General features: G+C 64.2%; 13 protein-coding genes. 6 read left to right on the forward strand and 7 right to left on the reverse strand.

What is annotated here, in order from left to right; translation table 11 throughout:
* The first annotated feature begins 62 nt into the window (after positions 1-62).
* From SB753_RS12315 to iolB, 6 genes are all read left to right on the forward strand, one after another.
* On the forward strand, positions 63-1,235 hold the full coding sequence (locus SB753_RS12315) for an ABC transporter permease (RefSeq protein WP_410800323.1): 1,173 nt from the start codon (positions 63-65) through the stop codon (positions 1,233-1,235).
* Positions 1,236-1,248: 13 nt separating this feature from the next.
* Positions 1,249-2,088 carry an ATP-binding cassette domain-containing protein gene (locus SB753_RS12320; protein ID WP_408200550.1) on the forward strand — a complete coding sequence of 280 codons (840 nt, stop codon included), beginning with the start codon at positions 1,249-1,251 and terminating at the stop codon, positions 2,086-2,088.
* 63 nt (positions 2,089-2,151) lie between these two features.
* Positions 2,152-4,200, forward strand: a complete 2,049-nt coding sequence (locus SB753_RS12325; protein ID WP_410800324.1) for a bifunctional 5-dehydro-2-deoxygluconokinase/5-dehydro-2-deoxyphosphogluconate aldolase — start codon at positions 2,152-2,154, stop codon at positions 4,198-4,200.
* On the forward strand, positions 4,197-6,182 hold the full coding sequence (gene iolD / locus SB753_RS12330) for a 3D-(3,5/4)-trihydroxycyclohexane-1,2-dione acylhydrolase (decyclizing) (protein WP_410800325.1): 1,986 nt from the start codon (positions 4,197-4,199) through the stop codon (positions 6,180-6,182). Before SB753_RS12325 ends, iolD begins: the two co-directional genes overlap by 4 nt.
* 10 nt (positions 6,183-6,192) lie before the next feature.
* On the forward strand, positions 6,193-7,143 hold the full coding sequence (gene iolE / locus SB753_RS12335) for a myo-inosose-2 dehydratase (protein ID WP_410800326.1): 951 nt from the start codon (positions 6,193-6,195) through the stop codon (positions 7,141-7,143).
* Positions 7,140-7,940 carry a 5-deoxy-glucuronate isomerase gene (gene iolB, locus SB753_RS12340; protein ID WP_087754199.1) on the forward strand — a complete coding sequence of 267 codons (801 nt, stop codon included), beginning with the start codon at positions 7,140-7,142 and terminating at the stop codon, positions 7,938-7,940. Before iolE ends, iolB begins: the two co-directional genes overlap by 4 nt.
* A 107-nt stretch (positions 7,941-8,047) precedes the next feature.
* On the opposite strand, the gene SB753_RS12345 is transcribed toward iolB, so the two are convergent.
* The 7 genes from SB753_RS12345 to SB753_RS12375 all read right to left on the reverse strand — a co-directional run bounded on the left by SB753_RS12345 (position 8,048) and on the right by SB753_RS12375 (position 15,370).
* Positions 8,048-10,255, reverse strand: coding sequence for a hypothetical protein (locus SB753_RS12345; RefSeq protein ID WP_410800327.1), 2,208 nt, complete (start codon positions 10,253-10,255; stop codon positions 8,048-8,050).
* Positions 10,256-10,571: 316 nt separating this feature from the next.
* Positions 10,572-11,285 (reverse strand): ABC transporter ATP-binding protein, encoded by a 714-nt coding sequence (locus tag SB753_RS12350; protein WP_410800328.1) that lies wholly within the window; start codon positions 11,283-11,285, stop codon positions 10,572-10,574.
* Positions 11,282-12,034, reverse strand: a complete 753-nt coding sequence (locus SB753_RS12355) for an ABC transporter ATP-binding protein (RefSeq protein ID WP_410800329.1) — start codon at positions 12,032-12,034, stop codon at positions 11,282-11,284. Before SB753_RS12355 ends, SB753_RS12350 begins: the two co-directional genes overlap by 4 nt.
* A complete protein-coding gene (locus SB753_RS12360; RefSeq protein ID WP_410800330.1) occupies positions 12,031-13,347 on the reverse strand; it encodes a branched-chain amino acid ABC transporter permease in 1,317 nt (438 codons plus the stop codon). The genes SB753_RS12355 and SB753_RS12360 overlap by 4 nt, the downstream gene beginning before the upstream one ends.
* Positions 13,340-14,278, reverse strand: a complete 939-nt coding sequence (locus SB753_RS12365) for a branched-chain amino acid ABC transporter permease (RefSeq protein ID WP_410800331.1) — start codon at positions 14,276-14,278, stop codon at positions 13,340-13,342. The genes SB753_RS12360 and SB753_RS12365 overlap by 8 nt, the downstream gene beginning before the upstream one ends.
* 4 nt (positions 14,279-14,282) lie before the next feature.
* Entirely contained in the window at positions 14,283-14,738 is a 456-nt protein-coding gene (locus SB753_RS12370; RefSeq protein ID WP_027804867.1) for an acyl-CoA thioesterase, read from the reverse strand.
* Positions 14,739-14,839: 101 nt separating this feature from the next.
* Positions 14,840-15,370: an NUDIX domain-containing protein gene (locus SB753_RS12375; protein WP_020069473.1), complete on the reverse strand. Its 531-nt coding sequence runs from the start codon at positions 15,368-15,370 to the stop codon at positions 14,840-14,842.
* Positions 15,371-15,461: the final 91 nt, after the last annotated feature.

Here is a 15,461-nt window from a genome sequence, read left to right on the forward strand (position 1 = left end):
GCTGTCGTTCCCGCAACGCATTCCCGCTTGCCCGGACACACAGCCGGCTCCAAGGAGACATCATGGGTGTAGCCGGCAAGCACTTTCCACCGCGCGTCGACTCGAATAGCGCCGCTTCGCATAGCGCTGCGTCGCGCCCCGAAACGGACGGGCGCGACGAGCGCGTGCGCAAGGAATCACGGTTCGGTCATTTGCTGAACCGCCCCGAGTTCGCCGCGATCTCCGGCGCGGTGCTGGTGTTTCTAGTCTTCGCGTTGACGGCCGGCGGCTCCGGCATGTTCAATCTCGACGGCGTGATGAACTGGTCGCAGGTGTCCGCTTATCTCGGGATTCTTTCCGTGGGCGCGTGTCTCCTGATGATCGCCGGTGAGTTCGATCTGTCGATCGGCTCGATGATCGGCTTTGCCGGCATGATGGTCGCGATCCCCACTGTGTACTTTCACTGGCCGATCTCGCTCGCGATTCTCTTTGCATTCGTCGGCTCGATGCTGCTGGGGGCGCTGAACGGCTATCTCGTGATGCGCACGCGCCTGCCGTCGTTCATCGTCACGCTCGCGTTCCTCTTCATTCTGCGCGGCCTCACTCTTGCGCTGTCGATCATGTTCGCGGACCGCACCATCGTTTCCGGCGTGGGCGATCTCGCACAGCAGGACTGGCTCGCCAACACGCTCTTTCACGGCGTTGCGCTGCAGGGCCTCTTCACGATGCTCGCGCATCACGGCATCGGCACCCTGCTCGATAACGGTCACGCGCTCGTGCCGGGCATTCCCAAAGTGATTCTGTGGTGGTTCGGTCTCGCCGCGATCTGCGCATTCGTCCTCGCGAAAACGCGCGCGGGCAACTGGATCCTCGCAGTGGGCGGCGACGCCAACGCGGCAAAAAACGTCGGCATTCCGGTGCGTCGCGTAAAAATCCTGCTCTTCGTGCTGACCGCGTTCTGCTCGTGCCTGTTCGCGGTGCTGCAAGTGTGCGATATCGGCTCCGCTGCGGCCGACCGCGGTTTGCAGAAGGAGTTCGAGGCAATCATCGCGGCCGTGATCGGCGGGACATTGTTGACGGGCGGTTATGGCTCGGTGATCGGCGCATGTTTCGGCGCGCTGATTTTCGGCGTGGTGCAAATCGGCATCACCTATACGAATGTCAGTTCCGACTGGTTCCGCGTATTCCTCGGCGTGATGCTGCTCATCGCCGTGCTGTTCAATCACTATGTGCGCCGTCGCGTCGCGCAATCGTAACGAGGAGACGCACATGTCCGATACGAACCATGTGACGAACGAAATGAACCTGTCGAGTGCCGCGCCGCAGGACGACGTGATCCTCGCTCTCGAGAACGTCAACAAGTACTTTGGAAAAGTAATCGCGCTAAGCGGCGTGACCTTGCGCCTGAAACGCGGCGAAGTTCATTGCCTGCTCGGCGACAACGGCGCGGGCAAGTCGACGCTGATCAAGACTCTGGCGGGCGTACATCAACCGTCGTCGGGCCAGTATCTCGTCGACGGCAAGCCGGTGCTGTTCGAGTCGCCCAAAGACGCGCTGGACCTCGGCATTGCGACCGTCTATCAGGATCTCGCGCTGGTGCCGCTGCTCTCCGTCGCGCGTAATTTCTTCATGGGACGCGAGCCGCAAAGGAAACTGTTCGGGTTCCTGAACGTGATGGACCTCGAAACGAGCGCGACGACAGCCCGCGACAAGCTCGCAGAAATGGGCATCAACGTGCGCGATCCGCATCAGCCGATCGGCACGATGTCGGGCGGCGAAAAACAGTGCCTTGCGATTGCGCGCGCCATCCATTTCGGCGCGCGTGTGCTGATCCTCGACGAGCCGACCGCTGCGCTCGGCGTCAAGCAGAGCTTCAATGTGCTGAAGCTGATCCACAAGGCGCGCGCGAAAGGCATCTCGGTGATCTTCATCACGCACAACGTGCATCACGCCTATCCGATCGGCGATTCGTTCACGTTGCTCAATCGCGGCAAATCGCTCGGTACGTTCACAAAAGAAACGATCAGCAAGGACGAAGTGCTCGACATGATGGCGGGCGGTGCCGAGATGCAGAAGATGATAGGCGAACTCGAAGGCGCAACGATCTGATTCATTCGCGCGGCGGCTGCTGCCGTGGCACCGCTCGCCGCGCTCTGTCATTCAGGGACATTCATGGCTCAATCCAGTACATTCAGCGGCACGCCGGCGCAGCAACCGGGCGCAACCGCCGGCAGCCGCTTCGCGCCGGGCCGCAGCCGCGACATCGTGTGTCTTGGCCGGCTCGCGGTCGATCTGTACGCGCAGCAGGTCGGCGCGCGGCTCGAAGACGTGCCGAGCTTCGCGAAGTATCTCGGCGGGTCGTCGGCGAACATTGCATTTGGCTGCGCGCGGCTTGGACTTGCGTCGGCAATGCTCGCACGCGTGGGCAACGATCACATGGGCCGCTTTCTTACCGAGACGTTGACGAAGGAAGGCTGCGATGTGAGCCACGTGCGCGTGGATCCCGAACGTCTGACCGCGCTCGTGCTGCTCGGCCTGAAGGATCGCGATACGTTTCCACTGATCTTCTATCGCGAGAATTGCGCGGACATGGCCGTTGACGAAGCGGATTTCGACGAGGCATTTATCGCGTCGTCAAAAGCGCTGCTGATTACCGGCACGCACTTCTCGACCGAACAGGTGAACCGCACGAGCCGCCGCGCGCTCGATTACGCGCGGCGCAACCAGGTGCGCACCGTTCTCGACATCGATTATCGCCCCGTGTTGTGGGGCCTCACGGGTAAGGCGGACGGCGAAACGCGCTTTGTTGCAAGCGAAGGCGTCACCGCGCATTTGCAGCGCATCCTGCCGTTGTTCGATCTCGTGATCGGCACCGAAGAGGAATTCCGTATTGCGGGCGGCAAAAGCGATCTTCTCGACGCCCTGGCAATGGTGCGCGCGGTCACTCCGGCCACGCTCGTGCTCAAGCGCGGGCCGATGGGCTGCCAGATCATCGACGGCGAAGTGCCCGCCTCGCTCGACGACACGCCGGTGCACGGCGGCGTGGAAGTCGAAGTGCTGAACGTGCTCGGTGCCGGCGACGCCTTCGCGTCCGGTTTTCTCTCCGGATGGCTGCGCGATCAACCGCTCGACGCCTGCGCGCGTGCCGCCAATGCGAGCGGCGCACTCGTCGTCTCGCGCCACGCGTGCGCGCCGGCCATGCCGACGCCCGCTGAACTCGACTACTTTCTGCGCGAGGCGAAGGCCGATCCCGAGCGTATGCGCCGCCCCGACCGCGACGCGACATTGGCGCGCCTGCATCGCGTGACACCTGCGCGCAAGCAGTGGGACGAGGTGCTCGGCTTCGCGTTCGATCATCGGAATCAGTTCTTTGAACTCGCGCAGCAGAGCGGCGCAAGCGAAGCGCGCATCGCCCAGCTCAAGGGGCTGTTCGTCGACGCGGTCGCGCAGACCGAAAGCGCATTGGGCCTGCAAGGCCGCATCGGCGTGCTGATCGACAGCCGCTATGGTCAGGACGCGCTGAACGCGGCAACGGGCCGCGGCTGGTGGATCGGCCGCCCGGTCGAGCTGCCCGGCTCGGTGCCGCTCGTGTTCGACCATGGCCGCTCGGTCGGCACGACGCTCGTGTCGTGGCCGCAGGAACACGTCGCGAAGTGCCTCGTGCAATTCCACCCCGACGAACCCGTCGAACAGCGCCTCGAACAGGAAGCCCAATTGCGCGCGCTATACGACGCGACGCAAGCGAGCGGGCACGAGTTGCTGCTCGAAGTGATTCCGCCGAAGCACGCGAACTTGCCGCAGGGTCCGGATATTGTGTATCGCGCGTTGAAGCGGCTCTATAACATCGGCATCTATCCCGAGTGGTGGAAGCTCGAACCGATGGACGCCGCGCAATGGCGCAACATCGACGCGCTGATCGCCGAGCGCGATCCGTATTGCCGGGGCGTCGTGCTGCTCGGTTTGTCGGCGGGCGTCGAGCAGTTGAACGAGGGCTTTCGCGCGGCGGCGCGCTCGTCGACGTGTCGCGGTTTCACAGTTGGCCGCACGATCTTCCACGAGCCGAGTCATGCGTGGCTCGCAGGCGATATCGGCGACGACGAATTAATCGCGCGCGTGCGCCGCACGTTCGAAACGCTAATCGCATCGTGGCGCGCGGCGCGGGACGCCGCCGCCGCCGAACGAGGCGCTAGCAACCGTGTTCATCAGGAGCAGGCGGCATGAATCAGCGCGAGTTACATCATGGACACGACGAGGCGGCATCGGCGGACCCAGTAGTCTCAGGGACCACCATCCGGCTGACCACGGCGCAAGCGCTCGTGCGCTACCTCGCCGCACAACGCGTCGCCACTGAAGACGGCTTGGGAACAGAACCGCTTTTCGGCGGCGTGTTCGCGATCTTCGGACACGGCAACGTCGCCGGCATGGGCGAGGCGCTGTATCAGCATCGCGACGAGTTGCCGACGCTGCGCGCCCATAACGAACAGGCGATGGCGCACAGCGCGATTGCTTATGCAAAGGCGCACTTTCGCCGACGCATGATGGCGGTCACCACGTCGATCGGACCAGGCGCTACCAATCTGCTGACGGCCGCCGCGCTCGCGCACGTGAACCGTTTGCCGGTGCTGCTGCTGCCGGGCGACATCTTCGTGTCGCGGGCGCCCGATCCTGTCCTGCAACAGGTTGAAGATTTCCACGATGGCGGCGTTTCCGCGAACGACGCGTTCAAACCCGTGTCGCGCTACTTCGATCGCATCATGCATCCCGCGCAACTGCTGAGTGCACTGCCCCGCGCACTGCGCGTGCTCACCGACGCCGCGTCGTGCGGGCCGGTCACGCTTGCATTGCCGCAAGACGTGCAGGCGCAGGCGTGGGACTTGCCTGCCGAGTTCTTTGCGCCGCGCATTGTCACCTTCTATGCGCCGGCACCGCGTGTCGACGAAATCGACGCTGCTGTAGCACGTTTGCAGCGCGCGAAGCGTCCGCTGATCGTTGCGGGCGGCGGCGTGCTGTACGGCCGTGCGACCGATGCGTTGCAACGTTTTGCTGCCGCGCACGGCATTCCGGTTGCAGAGACGCAAGCCGGCAAGAGTTCGCTTGCATGGGACGATCCACTCAACGCCGGCTCGCTGGGCGTGACCGGCTCGCCCGCGGCCAACGCGCTTGCCCGCGATGCCGACTGCGTGCTCGCGCTCGGCACGCGCTTGCAGGACTTCACAACCGGCTCGAATACGCTGTTCACGCAAGCCGACGTGATCGGCATCAATGCGAACGCGTTCGATGCCCTCAAGCATCGCGCGCAAGTCGTCGAGGCGGACGCGCGTCTCGCGCTCGACGCACTCGCCGAACGTCTGCAAGACTGGCAGGCGGATCGAGCGTGGACCTCGCGCGCCCACGAACTAGCCGCAAGCTGGCGCGATACGGTGCATGCGCTCACGCACGCGCCGCAACGAGAGTCCGTGCTGCCTTATGAAGGCGATGTCATCGGCGCCGTGCAACGTTCAAGCACGAATTCACCGGCGAACGACATTGTCGTGTGCGCGGCCGGCACCTTGCCCGGCGAATTGCACAAGCTGTGGCGCGCCGGAACGCCAGGCGCCTATCACGTCGAATATGGCTACTCGTGCATGGGCTACGAAATCGCCGGCGGACTCGGCGTGAAGCTTGCGCGGCCCGAGCGTGAAGTGATCGTGATGGTAGGCGACGGCAGCTATCTGATGATGAACAGCGAGATCGCCACGTCGGTGATGCTCGGCGCGAAGCTCATTGTCGTGGTGCTCGACAATCGCGGGTACGGTTGCATCAATCGCCTGCAACAGGCATGCGGCGGTGCGCCGTTCAACAACCTGCTCGAAGACAGCATGCAGGGACCGCTCGGCGCGCCGCAGATCGACTTCGCCGCGCACGCCCGCGCACTCGGTGCGCGAGCGGAACACGCGGCGAATGTGGCGGAACTGGAAGCCGCGCTGCAACGCGCGCGCTCGGCGGACCGGACCTACGTGATCAGCATCGACACCGATCCGGCCCGCACGACGAGCGACGGCGGCTGGTGGTGGGAAGTCGCGGTGCCCGAAGTCTCGCCGCGAGCGAGCGTGCGCGAAGCGCGAGCAAACTACGACGCGCAGATCTCGGCGCGCGGGAAACCACCCGCTTCGGCAGAGAACAGCGGCAATGGCAGCAACAGCAACGACCAGGCCAACGATTGAGGACGCTCGCATGACAGCTTTCAACGTACGCATCGGCATCAACCCGTTGTCGTGGATGAACGACGATCTGCCTTCGCTCGGCGGCGAGACGCCGCTCGAACTAGCGCTGACCGAAGGCCGCGAGATCGGTTACCAGGGCTTCGAACTCGGCAACAAGTTTCCGCGCGAACCGCAGGCATTGAAGACGCTGCTCGCGCAATACGATCTCGCGCTCGTGTCCGGCTGGTACTCGGGACGTCTCGCGCGGCGTAGCGTCGAAGAGGAAATCGCCGAGGTCGGCCCGCATCTCGAACTGCTCGCGCGAAACGGCGCGACGGTCATGGTTTATGGCGAAGTGGCGGATTCTATTCAGGGCGCGCCAAGACCTTTATATCAACGGCCGCGTTTTTTCAGCGACGCACAGTGGGCCGCCTACGCCGCACGCGTCGACGAATTCGCGCGCTATACGCTAAGCCGCGGCGTGCGGCTTGCTTACCATCATCATATGGGGGCTTATGTGGAAACGCCGGCCGAGGTCGATCAGCTGATGTCACGCACGAGCGACGCGGTCGGCCTGCTGTTCGACGCGGGGCACATCACTTTCGCAGGCGGCGATCCGCTCGTCGTGCTCGACAAACACATCGGACGGGTGTGTCATGTGCACTGCAAGGACGTGCGCCCTGCCGTCATGAAACTCGCGCGCAATCGCAACTGGAGCTTTCTCGACGCGGTGATCGCCGGCGCTTTCACGGTGCCCGGCGACGGCGCAGTCGATTTCCCGTCGATCATCGCGCGCCTGAAGCGGCATGGCTATTCGGGCTGGCTCGTCGTGGAGGCGGAACAGGACCCGGTCGTGGCGCCGTCTTTCGAGTATGCGCAGAAGGGCTATCAAACATTGCGTGCGTTGGTCGATGCCCCGCTCGACACGACGTCTGCCGGCACTCGGGGCGACAGCCATAGCACCACGCAGGAGGCAGCATGACTTTATTAGTGAAGGCGCAGCGCGAAGGCCAGACAATCGCGCGAGTTACACCGGCATCGGCGTGCTGGCGCTATGTCGGTTTTGCCGCTTACCGTCTTGGCACGAGTGAAGTCGTGCACGTGATGGAGCCGTCGCGCGAAGTGTGCATTGTCGTGCTCACGGGCGCGGTGGATATTGAAACTGCGGACACGCGATGGAGTTCGCTCGGTTCGCGCGACAGCGTATTCGAAGATGCCGCGCCTTATGCAGTCTATTTGCCGCCGGGCGTGCGCGCCACCGTGCGCGCGTGCCGCGATGCCGAGGTCGGCGTAGCGAGCGCGCCTGCGAAAGGCGAGTTCCCCGCACGCCTGATCGAGCCGTCTTCAATGAAGCGCTCGACGCGCGGGAAGGGTCTTAATACGCGATATGTATGCGACATTCTTCCGCAAACAGAGCCGGCGGAATCGTTGCTGGTGGTTGAAGTGAGAACGCCCGGCGGACACGCGTCGAGCTATCCTCCGCACAAGCACGACACCGATAACGTGCCCCACGAGAGTTCGCTCGAAGAGACGTACTACCATCGGTTGAATCCGCCGCAAGGCTTTGCGTTTCAACGCGTGTACACCGATATGCGCGACATCGACGAATCAATGGCCGTCGAGGACCACGATGTCGTGATGGTGCCGCGCGGCTATCATCCGGTGGTCGTGCCGTATGGCTATGACTCGTATTATCTGAATGTCATGGCCGGTGCCCAACGTGTCTGGCATTTCCGCAACGATCCGGCGCACGAGTGGATCATCAACAAGGAAGATTGAGCCGTGCGAAGTTGCCTCGCACGAAGTTGCCTCGCGCGAGGAGCGAGGCAACTTCGCGTAACACCACCCAACCCCGCGCAAGCGACTCGCGCAATGCCAAAGCGCGATCATTTGCCTCGCGCGGCGAGATCGACTTCGAGCCCCCCGTTGGTGTCCATTTTCACCGTGCCCTTCGAAACGTCCCTGCGATAGCCGTATAAATTGAACTTCATCGCGCCGGCGTTCGAGCTGTCCTTGATGAACGTCCGCGCATTCGTGACGAGCGAATTGAACATTTTCACGTCGCCGGATTCGATCCACACATAACTTTTTGCGACGTTGACCATGTTTGCCGGCGGCCGCGCGGGCGCAATCCCGGTCTCGCGCCTGAACTTCAGTAGAAGACCTTCGTCGGTCACGGTCGCGCTTGCAAGACGCCCTTGCAAGACGGGCGGCGGGAACACCGTGTACTGATCGAACACGAGTTCGTTGCCTTCGAGCGCGACGCCTTTGCGCGCAAATGGCGTCAGTGAAGCGAGCGGAATGTCGAGTGCGCGCAGCAGCCCGGCCTGCGGTATGCCAAGCACTTTCACCGACGAAGGTTCATACACGAGATGCCGCTCGTCTCTTGCGACGATGGTGCCGCTCATCGTCGCGGGCAGCCACACGCCGGGAAAGTGATTCCACAACTTGATGCCGCCCGTGACTTCGAGCTTGCCGTCCACCGGCTTCAACTGCAGATCATTGAGCGAGCGCGGCTCGTAATCGAGCAGGTAGTCGTTGAAGAGCGCCGCCATTGCCGGCCAAGGCTCGACCACTTCCCCGCCGATGATGCGAATGTCGTACTGTCCCGGATCGTCGAGGTCGACGGGCTCGCCCGGCGTCTTCGGAATCATCTGCGCGTCGAGCGAACGCACATGAAAGCCGATGCGACCCGCCACATAGAAGTCGACGTTTTCGACATGTATCAACGACGCATGGCCGGATAAATGACGTTCGTCGCCGGTTGCAGGGGTTCGAGTCTCCTCCCTGGCACCGGAAAACGCCCGCCGCATGCTGACAGGAACAGCACGCGCCGCCGACGCGCTTTGCAACTCCTGCGGCACGCGTCGCCACTCGAGCCGCGCCTGAGCAAGCGAGGCCTGCTGCGCGCGAATCAAGCTGTCGTTGAAGCGCGCGCTAGCGCTGCCGATCAGCAGCGACGAATCTTTCGCGGCACCCGCAAGCGTCGTGTACGAAGGCAGGTGGACGGCAAGCGCGCCCGCTTCGTCGAAGGTGAAATATCCCGCGGCCATCTGGTCGCGATAGTGGTACAGATCGAGCACGAACGGCGCGTCCGCGTCGATAGGCGTGAGCGCCATGTCGATGTTCATCGGCATCGAGCGCATGAATTTGACGTCCCCGCCTTCCAGCAGCATGCCGCGCGCGGGCATGTTCGCAGGCCAGTCGATCTTCGGCACGGAGCCGTCGTCGAGCATGAAGCGCACGCCCGCCGCGCTCGTGTCGAGCTTCGTTATCGTCAGGCGTAGCGCGGGCGGCGGCGTCAGTTTCGCAACCTGCATGACGACGTCGTCGCCGTCGAGACGCGCAATCGGCGTATCGACCTTCAACAGATCGGCCATCCTGACGTGCGCGGCCTGCATCAACCTGTCGGCTGCCACGCCTGCGACTTCGACGTGATCGGCATGGAACACGAGTTCGTCGGCACTGCGCATGGACAGTGAACCAGACAGAACGATCGGCACCCACGTATCGCGACGCATCTCGCCGGTAATGCGCAAGCTGCCATCGTCTTGCGGCACGACGCGCATGTTGCGCAGCGGCGAACCTCGATACTGGAACAGATAACGGTTGAAGATCGCGGTGAGCTTTGCACTGTCGAGCATCACCTCGCCGCGATGAACGTCGATGCTCAGGCTAGTCGGGTCGTCGAATACGATCGGCTCTCCTGGCCGCGACGGAATCAGCGTCGCGGCCATGTCGTGAATCATGAAGCCAATGTCGCCCGTCACGCGAAAGTCGACGTTGCGCGCGAACATCAGCGAACCGTCGATGCCCGAGTCGCGCAGCGTGAGCGCGCGGCTGCGCTTCGTGCTGAGGCCGCTCGCCGCCGGCACTCTCGCGGCGATGCTTTGCTCGATGGCGAGCTGGTTGGCCTTCGCGCTCTCGATGGCAGGCAGCGACGGGGATGCGGCTTGTGAGTCGTAACCCGTTTTATCCTGCGACGCCTGCATGGTCGCCGACGTTGCCAGATTCGCCGACGAACTGGCGTCGGCACAAGCACACATCAGCAGAGCCACGGTGAGCACTGTGGCGACCGCGCCTGTCTCGTTCATGATGTCTCCTCCTGAAGCCGCGACGCGTCTTCAACGCTGACGTCGACGTCGCTCGTCTTTCACGTGATTGTCTTCATTTGTACGCGCGCTGCCGACAAGATTTCTGGAGGACGCTCACCAAACGATCAAGCGTTTGAATCGCTTTGACGAGTCGACGCAAAGCCGTGCGGGCTCGGGATAAGCGGCACAGTCGGAACGGAGATTCAAACGCTAATACCGCCGCCCTTTTTAGTTTGCGGAAGAATGGGCATTCGACAAAAGCACACGCGAGGTTGAGAACCGCACGCAGGGAAAGGGTTTAATCCACACCCAGGGATCAACCCACACCGAGCCATTCACGCATGACGTCCGGACGCTGCAAGAACGCGTTAAGTTCGCCGTCGAACACGATCTCGCCATGACCCATTACCGCGACGCGGCTCGCGATGTCCTGCGCGATCACGAGTCGCTGCTCGATCAGCAACATCGCCATGCCGCGCTCACGCAGCACACGCAGGCATTGGGCGACCTGCTGCATCACGAATCCCGCGAGGCCCTCGCCGGGCTCGTCGACCAGCAGCAGATCGGGATCGCCGAGCAGCGCGCGGGCGAGGCTTAGCATCTGCAGCTCGCCGCCGGACAGCGCGCCCGCGCGCGTGCGCCGTCGCTCGTGCAGCACGGGGAAAAGCGAGTAGGCGTCGTCTATGCTGAAGCGCGGCGTGCGCGCGCGATTGCGCGGGGCTACGCCGAGTTCGAGGTTTTCGCCGACGCTCAGCGTGGGAAACACATCGCGATGCTCGGGCACATAGCCGATGCCGAGCCGTGCGATTTCAAAGGTGCGCAATCCGGCAAGTGAGTGGCCCGCGAAGCGCAACTCGCCTTCGGCATGCAAGAGGCCCATGATCGAGCGAACGAGTGTCGAACGTCCCGAACCGTTGCGCCCGACGAGCGCGACCACTTCGCCCGCGCCGATCTGCAAATTCACGCCGTGCAACGCCTGGCTCGGCCCGTACCAGGCATTCAGTCCGCGAATCTCGAGCAAGGATGTCATGCGTCGAATCCTTCGCCGAGATAAGCCGCGCGCACGGCGGCGTCCGCGCGAATCGCCGCAGGCGTGCCGGTCGCAATAATGCGCCCTTGCACGAGCACTGAAATGCGATCGGCGATCGCGAACACCGCGTCCATGTCGTGCTCGACCATCAGCAGCGTGCGTCCCGCTGTGGTCTCGCGGATCAGTTCGATTGCGCGCGCCGCCTCCGCGCGGTTCATGCCGGCAGTCGGCTCGTCGAGCAACAACGTATGCGCGCCACCGGCGAGTGCTATGCCGAGGTCGAGCGCGCGCTGCTCGGCGTAACTCAGCGCGCCGGCCAGAACATGCGCGCGCGCGTCAAGGCCGACTGCTTCGAGCACCTGCGCCGCGCGTGCATCGACCTCCGGTGCGCCAGAGAATCGCTGCCACCAGCGTATGCGGTCGCGCTCGGCGAGCATCGCCGCGCAGCGCAAATTGTCGTACACGCTCAACCGTGCAAACACGCTCGTGTTCTGGAAACTGCGCGCGAGACCACGGCGCGCAATCGCCGCCGGCGCAAGGCGCGTGATCTGAGCACCGAAGAGGTCGATGCGCCCGGCGTCTGGCCGCGTGGCACCGGCAATGAGATTGAAGAGCGTGGATTTGCCCGCGCCGTTGGGGCCGATCAACGCGTGCCGCTCGCCCGGTTCGATCGCGAGATTCACACCGCGCAGAATGCGCGTGGAGCCGAAGCGCTTCTCGACGCCGTAGAGCGCGAGCGCGGGGATCATTGCGGACCTCCGGCGTTCTTCATCGTGCGTACATGGGCCGCGAGACGGGTTTGCGCGCGCGACGCGGACAAAGCCGCCAAGGCGCCCAGTGCTGCGAGCACGAAGATCGTCAGCCCGAGCCGCAACGGCGACGCGGTGACGAACGATAGCCACGAAGACTGACCGCCGACGCGCAGCGCAGCGCCCGCCTCGGCACCGAACTGGACGGCGTAAGCCCATTGCACCGCGAGCACGGTGGCAACCGTCCACAACAGGATCGCAGCCGTGCCGCAGAGGTAGACGGCGCGGCATGTGCGCCAACCGTCACGCGCGAGCCGCGACGTATGCCGCTGGATAAAGCCGGCGAGTCCGTCCGGCGCAGCGACCACGATCACGATAAAGAAAAGGCCCAGATAAAAGAGCCAGGCCCGCGTGATGCTGGCCACGGCCACGCTGAAAAACGTCAGCACGACCGCGCCCGCGACCGGTCCGAAAAAGACACCCGTACCGCCGATTACCGTGGCGATCAGCACGGAGCCCGAGCGCACCATGCTCACACTATCGGTCGACACCAGCTCGACGTTGATCAGCGCAAGTGTGCCCGCGATGCCCGCAAAGAACGCCGACATGACCACGACGCTATAGCGGACGCGGCGCGGATAGCAGCCGATCGCCGCGGCGCGCGCCGGGTTGTCGCGCACCGCGTTGGCGAGCCGCATGAACGACGTGCGTGACAGGGCGAACATCGCGGCGCTCGCGACCAGGCACCACAGCGCGATCAGCGTGTAAGCCTCGCGCGCGGGGCCGAACGTAAAGGCGCCGAGCATGGGCCCACTTGCGCGGTCTATGGCAACACCCGCTTCGCCGCCGAACCAGTCGGGCAAGGTCCACGCGGCGGCCGCGACGAGTTCGCCGATGCCTAGCGTGATCATGGCAAACGCGGTCCCGGCGCGACGCGTCGAGATAAAACCGAGCAACGCCCCGCACGACGCGGCGCCCGCGCCGCCGACCAGCGGCAGCAGCGCGAGCGGTGCGCCGATACGGTTGAAAACCTGCGCGGCAATCAGCGCCCCGAGGCCCGAATAGGCGGCATGGCCGAACGACAGCAGTCCGGTCTCTCCGAGCAACAGGTTGTACGAGAGCGCGAAGACGATCATCGTGGCGGTCTGCGCGAGATAGACGAGCAGCCAGCTTTGACGCCAGATCAATGGCGGTGCCGTGAGAAGGACAATGAGCGCGAGCCACGGTGCGAGACGACGCCACATCGCGTGAGAACGCTGGGTCCCGGCTACGGGCGACGCTTGCGCGGGCTCCGGCTTGAGCAGTTCACGCATGATCGTCGCGCCGGCCGACGAGTCCGCGCGGGCGCAGCGCCAGCATGCCGACGAGCAGCAGGTACGGAATCAGCGGCGCAAGCTGCGCGAGCGTCAGCGCGTCCCATTCGCGCGGCAGCGAAGCGTCGAACGTGGCGAGCACGTCGCCGAGCGAAACATCGCTCGCCACCGCCAGTGTCTGCACACAGCCGATCAGCAGCGACGCAGCCAGCGCGCCGCCCAGCGATCCCAGCCCGCCTATCACCACGACGACGAACACAATCGAGCCGAGCGATTCGGCCATGGCGGGTTCGATCACGGAAAGCGGCGCGCCGATCACGCCGGCCAGCGCGGCGAGCGCCGTGCCCGCCGCGAAGACGCCGGTGAAGACGCGCGGTACATTGTGGCCGAGCGCTTCGACGGCGCTCGGGTGCGTCAGCGCGGCCCGCACGATCAGGCCCGCCTTCGACACGCGCAGCACCGCGTACAGCGAGACGAGCATCACAAGAGAGACGAGCATCATGAACGCTCGATAACGCGCGAAGGTCGCGCCGTAGAGCGTGAAAAGCGGACCGTCCAGCGCGGCCGGCACGCTCGCGTCGAGCGGACTCAAACCCCAGCCGAGCTTCACGAGTTCGCCGAGCACATAGGCAGCGCCGAACGTCAGCAGCAATTCCGCCAGATGGCCATGGCTTCGCACCCGGCGCAACAGCCAGCGCTCCAACGCAGCACCGATCAAACCGACGACGAGCGGCGCGATCACGAGCGCGCTCCAGAATCCGGCCCGCGCGGCCACCGAATAGCCGACATAGGCGCCAAGCATGTAGAAGCTCGCATGCGCGAAGTTCAGCACGCCGAGCATGCTGAAGATCAACGTCAGCCCGGCCGACAGCATGAAGAGCAGCAGTCCGAAGCTGAGCCCGTTAAGCAGGTTGATGGCTAACGACTGCACGTGCCTAATCCGCCGCTGTGCCGGTGACAACGCGGATCGGCTCGAGCGCCTCGCGCAGTGCATCGGGCAGGCTCACTGGACGGCGAGTGACGCGATCCACGTACACGTGCACGAAGTGGCCGTGCGCGGCGGCCTCGTCGCTGCCTTCCTTGAAGAGCCCCACTTCGTAACGCACACTCGACGTGCCGAGCCGCGTCACTCGCAAGCCCGCTTCGACGCGCTCGGGGAACACGAGCGGCGCGAAGTAGTTGCAATGCGTCTCGACCACCAGACCGATCGTTTCGCCGCGCTCGAAATCGAGCACGCCGGCGCGGATCAGATACTCGTTCACCACCGTATCGAAGTAGCTGTAATAGACGACATTGTTCACGTGACCGTAGACGTCGTTGTCCATCCAGCGCGTGGTGATGGCGAGAAAGTGCGGGTACGAGCTTCGTGACGCGGCAGCGGGTTTGGACATTGAGGTGGCTGGGTCGCTTGAGTGGTGGTGTCGGGGTGCGGTTGGGTTTGCGGCGCCGCTGTCCGGCTCGCCGACGTTACTGGCGATCGGGCCGCTCACGACTATTGCCCCGGCTTGTCGACGAATTCGAACGGCAAGCCGCGCCGCCGCATCCATTCGCCGAGCGCCTGCCCGGTGCCGGCGCGCCATGGCCGCAGCTTCGCCGGCTCGACCAGCCGGTACTCGAGCAGTTCCGGCGACAGAGAGATCGTGCCGTTTGCCTTCACGTGATACGCGATGATCAGTTCGTTCTTGCGAATGAATTCATACACGCCGATCAGTTCGACCGACTCGGCATGCAACGACGTCTCTTCAAGCACCTCGCGCGCAATGCCCTCTTCCGGCGTCTCGCCGTTTTCAAGGAAGCCCGTGATCAGCGCAAAGACGCCCTCCGCCCACGCAGCATTGCGCGCGAGCAGAATCTTGCCCTCGTATTCGACGATCGCCGCGACCACCGGCAGCGGATTGTTCCAGTGCACGTAGCCGCATCCGGCATCGGGACAGGTTTGGCGGATGCGGCCGCCTTCATGCTCGGCGTCGGCGCGCTCCGTCAACGGCGTCGCGCAGCGGGGACAAAATCGGTATTCGGTCATGGTGAGGTGACTTGGAGGTTCGGTCTTTGCCGGCGCGGCGCGCTGGCGGCGTTGCGGTGTTGCGGCTTACACGGATTCCCGGCTTCCCGGC

This window comes from Paraburkholderia sp. SIMBA_053 (assembly GCF_046534895.1).
Classification (GTDB): Bacteria; Pseudomonadota; Gammaproteobacteria; order Burkholderiales; family Burkholderiaceae; genus Paraburkholderia; species Paraburkholderia caledonica.

Bases quoted from the DNA above. Each gene is read 5' to 3' on its own strand.
- SB753_RS12320 (WP_408200550.1), top strand. From the start codon at position 1,249: ATGTCCGATACGAACCATGTGACGAACGAAATGAACCTGTCGAGTGCC.
- iolD (WP_410800325.1), top strand. From the start codon at position 4,197: ATGAATCAGCGCGAGTTACATCATGGACACGACGAGGCGGCATCGGCG.
- SB753_RS12350 (WP_410800328.1), bottom strand. From the start codon at position 11,285: ATGACATCCTTGCTCGAGATTCGCGGACTGAATGCCTGGTACGGGCCG.
- SB753_RS12360 (WP_410800330.1), bottom strand. From the start codon at position 13,347: ATGCGTGAACTGCTCAAGCCGGAGCCCGCGCAAGCGTCGCCCGTAGCC.
- SB753_RS12325 (WP_410800324.1), top strand. From the start codon at position 2,152: ATGGCTCAATCCAGTACATTCAGCGGCACGCCGGCGCAGCAACCGGGC.
- iolE (WP_410800326.1), top strand. From the start codon at position 6,193: ATGACAGCTTTCAACGTACGCATCGGCATCAACCCGTTGTCGTGGATG.
- SB753_RS12370 (WP_027804867.1), bottom strand. From the start codon at position 14,738: ATGTCCAAACCCGCTGCCGCGTCACGAAGCTCGTACCCGCACTTTCTC.
- SB753_RS12345 (WP_410800327.1), bottom strand. From the start codon at position 10,255: ATGAACGAGACAGGCGCGGTCGCCACAGTGCTCACCGTGGCTCTGCTG.
- SB753_RS12355 (WP_410800329.1), bottom strand. From the start codon at position 12,034: ATGATCCCCGCGCTCGCGCTCTACGGCGTCGAGAAGCGCTTCGGCTCC.
- SB753_RS12375 (WP_020069473.1), bottom strand. From the start codon at position 15,370: ATGACCGAATACCGATTTTGTCCCCGCTGCGCGACGCCGTTGACGGAG.
- SB753_RS12315 (WP_410800323.1), top strand. From the start codon at position 63: ATGGGTGTAGCCGGCAAGCACTTTCCACCGCGCGTCGACTCGAATAGC.
- iolB (WP_087754199.1), top strand. From the start codon at position 7,140: ATGACTTTATTAGTGAAGGCGCAGCGCGAAGGCCAGACAATCGCGCGA.